3 protein-coding genes are annotated in these 4,409 nt (G+C 53.8%); all 3 read left to right on the top strand.

Going from position 1 to position 4,409, the window contains the following annotated elements:
* Positions 1-639 precede the first annotated feature (639 nt).
* Positions 640-1,374 (top strand): 3'-5' exonuclease, encoded by a 735-nt coding sequence (locus AB5164_RS09770; RefSeq protein ID WP_368143260.1) that lies wholly within the window; start codon positions 640-642, stop codon positions 1,372-1,374.
* A 191-nt stretch (positions 1,375-1,565) separates the two neighbouring features.
* The gene (gene hsdR / locus AB5164_RS09775; protein ID WP_368143259.1) at positions 1,566-3,896 is read left to right on the top strand and encodes an EcoAI/FtnUII family type I restriction enzme subunit R; all 2,331 of its coding nucleotides are present in this window, start codon (positions 1,566-1,568) and stop codon (positions 3,894-3,896) included.
* Between the two features lie 19 nt (positions 3,897-3,915).
* Positions 3,916-4,409: type I restriction-modification system subunit M N-terminal domain-containing protein (locus AB5164_RS09780; RefSeq protein ID WP_368148056.1), on the top strand; the 494-nt coding region annotated here is incomplete at its 3' end.

Raw genomic sequence — 4,409 nt, forward strand, 5'->3', positions numbered from 1 at the left:
CATTGTGGCATCCCGAGCCCGCGGAAAGAAGCTGCGCCGCGGGGGAGGCGACCCAAATGGCTTTCTCATATCGTCTTGCTTCGTACGCTGCTTAAGTGCCTCGGAAAGTCCGATAAGCGCCGTGAGGAGCGAGACCAAAGCGGTCAGGAGCTTCACGAAATCAATCAGATCGGTCATGGGCATCACCTCCCGTCGCATGGAGGGCGCTGCCCGGCACATGGAACTGCCGTCAACAACTGCCATTCTATCAAAGCGCGGTCATAAATACGAATATATGTTCGATAATAACAGCAACGTGATTCCCTCGAATAGCAGCCTTTCGTAAGGGCGGCAGAAGACGACGCTGGGCGATTGGGGATAGACGCGCAGGTCTTCGTCACCGAAAGCCCGTTTGATTAACCAGCCCTCTGTAGGTACACTGCATATTGATGGGCTCGGGATGACCGCTGATTCAAGTCACCGGGCCTAAATCTTTTCCATGCATTTGAATAGAGCGGGCGACTCTCTTGGGGCGGTCTGCATGGCGTGCGACCGGCGCATGGCGTTGCACCCCGCTTTTGTGTCCGCACGGGCGCCTATCCTTACGGCAATGTAGCCGCTTATGTAACAAGCGGCAGTTGACGGAGAAAGGCCCTAATCGTGTCAGCTGAAAAGACGCCGTGTATCTCGGCTATCGATACGACGAACTTTGCGCGCCAGATCGTGCTGGACTTTGAGTTTGCGCCGGTGCCAAAGCAGCGCCAGCGCCGTGGGCTGCGCAACGAGATTATCGAGGTCGGCGCCGTCAAGCTCGACTATCACGGCAACGTTATGGGCGAGCTCTCGCAGTTTGTGCAGACGGAATTTACCGAAGGCGTTGCGTTCCCTGTCCGCGAGCTTACGGGGATATCAGCCGTGGACACCGCGATGGCCGATCCGCTCTGTGTGGTGATCAAAAGGCTCAGCGATTGGATCGGTCGCTACTCCGCCCAGATAGTTTGCTGGAGCGGAGCGGATCGTCGACAGCTTTTGACCGAGTGCCAGGCAAAGCGCATCGACCTTTCCGCATTTCCTACGGACTGGGCCGACCTGCAGGCGTTTTACACCTCGATCATGGATGTGGGCAGCCACGGGTGTGTCTCTTTGAGTGACGCGGCGACGTGGTTTGGCATCGAGTTCGACGAGTCGACGGGCCACGCCCACAGCGCCTTAGCCGATGCGCGCGTGACCGCCAAGTTGCTCAAGCAGGTGATGGACGGGAACTATCACGTGAGCCCGCGCGCCCAGGAGATCCGCCAGCGGTGGGGGATGGGCGAGCGAGCCCAGACGCGCCTCTCCAGCAGGTGCCCCGAGCTGAGCGATCTGCTGCTGAAGCTGAAGGCGGAGGGGAGGTAGGCGGGGCTCCGGGAATGACCTCTGACTCAAGTCAACGGGGCTCATTTTGCTTTCTTTGGAGCTTTCTCACGGGGCTGACTTTACTTCGTCTCATTTCGTATAAAGCGGCTGCTAGATTGCATAGTGATGATAAAATTAATCAACTCAACATCAATAGCTGTCGCTTTGCGCAATGAGGGGTTCCGAGACGTATGAACGAGTCTGACACACGGCTTAAACTCATTGATCCTGCGATTATGGAGTCGTGGGATCGCAATACCCAAGTCTTCACTGAGTATTTCTTTACCAGTGGCGAGATCGTTGTGCGCGGAAGTATGGTCACCCGTAAAGACAAGAAGAAGGCTGACTACCTTCTGATGTATGCTCCGGGCATCCCTATCGCAATCGTCGAGGCTAAGGATACGGAGCACACCGTTGATGCCGGTCTCCAACAGGGGATGGGATATGCCCAGCTGCTCGATATTCCGTTTGCGTACAGCTCAAACGGAAAGGGTTTTGTTGAGCACGATTTTCTTACCGGGAAAGAGCGCACTCTTGCCATGGACGAGTTTCCCGCTCCGGCGGAACTTTGGACACGATACTCAAAAGCTAAGGGGCTTGAACATCCGTATAGCCAGGAGATTGTGACCGCTCCGTATTACCAGGAGCACGGCGGCAATCATCCTCGCTACTATCAGTGCATCGCCATCAATCGTACGCTTGAAGCTATTGCGCGAGGTAAGAATCGCATCTTGCTCGTTATGGCAACGGGAACGGGAAAGACTTTTACGGCTTTTCAAATCGTTCATCGCTTGCGACAGACTACCGAGGTTCATAAGGTTCTCTATCTGGCGGACCGCAATATTCTCGTCGATCAGACTATAGACGGCGATTTCAAGCCTCTCAAGAGGGTTACAACCAAGGTCGTAGGTCGAAAGCTCGATTCTGCTTACGAGGTCTATTTCTCGCTCTACCAACAGCTTGTTGGAGAAAACGGTGAAGAAATATTCCGCGAGTTCGACTCGGAATTCTTCGATTTGATTATCGTAGACGAGTGCCATCGCGGAAGCGCCGCGGCGGACTCCGCATGGCGTAAAGTACTCGAGTATTTCAATTGCGCAATTCAAATCGGAATGACGGCCACGCCAAAGGAGACTGAAGAGGTTTCAAACATTACCTACTTCGGCGAACCTGTCTATACCTACTCCCTTAAACAGGGTATCGAGGATGGCTTTCTTGCCCCGTATAAAGTTATTCGCCCTAAGCTGAACGTCGACATTTACGGATACCGTACTGAGGAAGGCACCGTGGATGATCGCGGCGAAGCTCTGCCCAAACGTGTTTTCGAGAAGCAGGACTTCGACAGCGAGATCGTCATCAAAGAGCGCTACGAGGAAGTTGCCAAGCGGATAACTCAATTTCTAAAGGAGACGGATCGTTACTCCAAGACCATAGTCTTTTGCGTTGACATCGAGCATGCCGAAAACATGCGACGTGCCCTTGTAAACGAGAACGCCGATATCGTAAGAGATCACCCCACCTACATCATGAAGATTACGGGTGACGACAGGGAAGGTAAGGCTCAGTTAGATAACTTCATCGACCCCGACGAGAAATACCCGACCATCGTTACGACTTCGAAGCTTCTCACCACTGGCGTTAATTGCAAGACGTGTAAGGTAGTCGTGCTCGACAACAAGTTCGGTGAGCACGGAATGACGGAGTTCAAGCAGATTATCGGCCGCGGAACCCGTATCTGTGAGGACTACGACAAACTCTATTTCACTATCCTCGATTTTCGTGACGCATCGCGTTTGTTCGCAGATCCCGAGTTCGATGGTGAGCCTGTTGTTGTGTTTGAGCCTAATCCGGGTGACCCCATTGCGGACCCGGGTCCCGGCGGCAATGGCGGCAGCCCCGTCCCGCCTCCGCCTCCAATCGTAGACCCACCCGTATTACCGCCGGACGATCCGTCCTCCCATGTGAAATATCACGTTCATGGGGCCGACGTCTATGTAGTGTCGGAGATGGTGCAGTATTACTCCTCCGATGGCCTTCTTGTAACTGAGAGCCTTAAGGACTATACGCGAAAAAACATTCTCGGCGAATACGACACTCTTGACCACTTCCTAGCGGCGTGGAACTCTGAACATAAGAAACAAGCGATTATCGATGAGCTGCGCGCGCGTGGCGTATTCCTGGATGAGCTGCGGCTCGAGACTGGACAGGAGCAAATGAGCGACTTTGACCTCATTTGCCACATTGCTTACGACCAGAGACCTCTTACGCGCAGCGAGAGAGCCAATAGTGTCAAGAAAAAGGGCGTGCTCTATGAGTATGCCGGCGTCGCGCGTGAGGTCCTTGAAGCGCTTCTCGACAAATATGCGACGTCGAACCTCGTAGACTTGGACGACACCCACGTCCTCGACCTCGAGGAATTCCGTCGGTTTGGCAGCCCAATGAAGATCGTCGCCGCATTCGGCGGCAAACAACAGTACATTCAGGCAGCGCAGATGCTCGAGGACGAGCTCTACATCGCATAGAGAAAGGTAACGATAGCAAATGGCACTGGGATCTCTCGTAAAGACCCTGCAGAACATCATGCGCAAAGACGCCGGCATCAATGGCGATGCGCAGCGCATTGAGCAGATGACTTGGCTTTTCTTCCTCAAGATTTACGATGCCAAGGAGCAGGAGTGGGAGTTTCACGATGACTCCTATCAGTCCATCATCCCCGAGCGCCTGCGCTGGTATAGCTGGGCGCACGATGCGAAAGACGGCAAGGCGCTTACTGGCGATGAGCTTCTCGACTTTGTGAACAATGATCTATTCAAGACTCTTGAGAGTCTTGAGCTTGCACCTGATGCGCCTTTGCGACACGTCGTCGTCAAGGCTGCTTTTACTGACGCCAACAACTACATGAAGGATGGGATTCTACTTCGTCAAGTCATCAACGAGATTGACGAGTCGGTTGATTTTACCGAGTACAAAGAGCGCCACGCCTTCGGTGAAATTTACGAGACCATCCTGAAAGACTTACAGTCCGCGGGTAATGC

This window comes from Collinsella aerofaciens (genome assembly GCF_040915425.1).
In the GTDB taxonomy this organism is placed as follows: Bacteria; Actinomycetota; Coriobacteriia; order Coriobacteriales; family Coriobacteriaceae; genus Collinsella; species Collinsella aerofaciens_BW.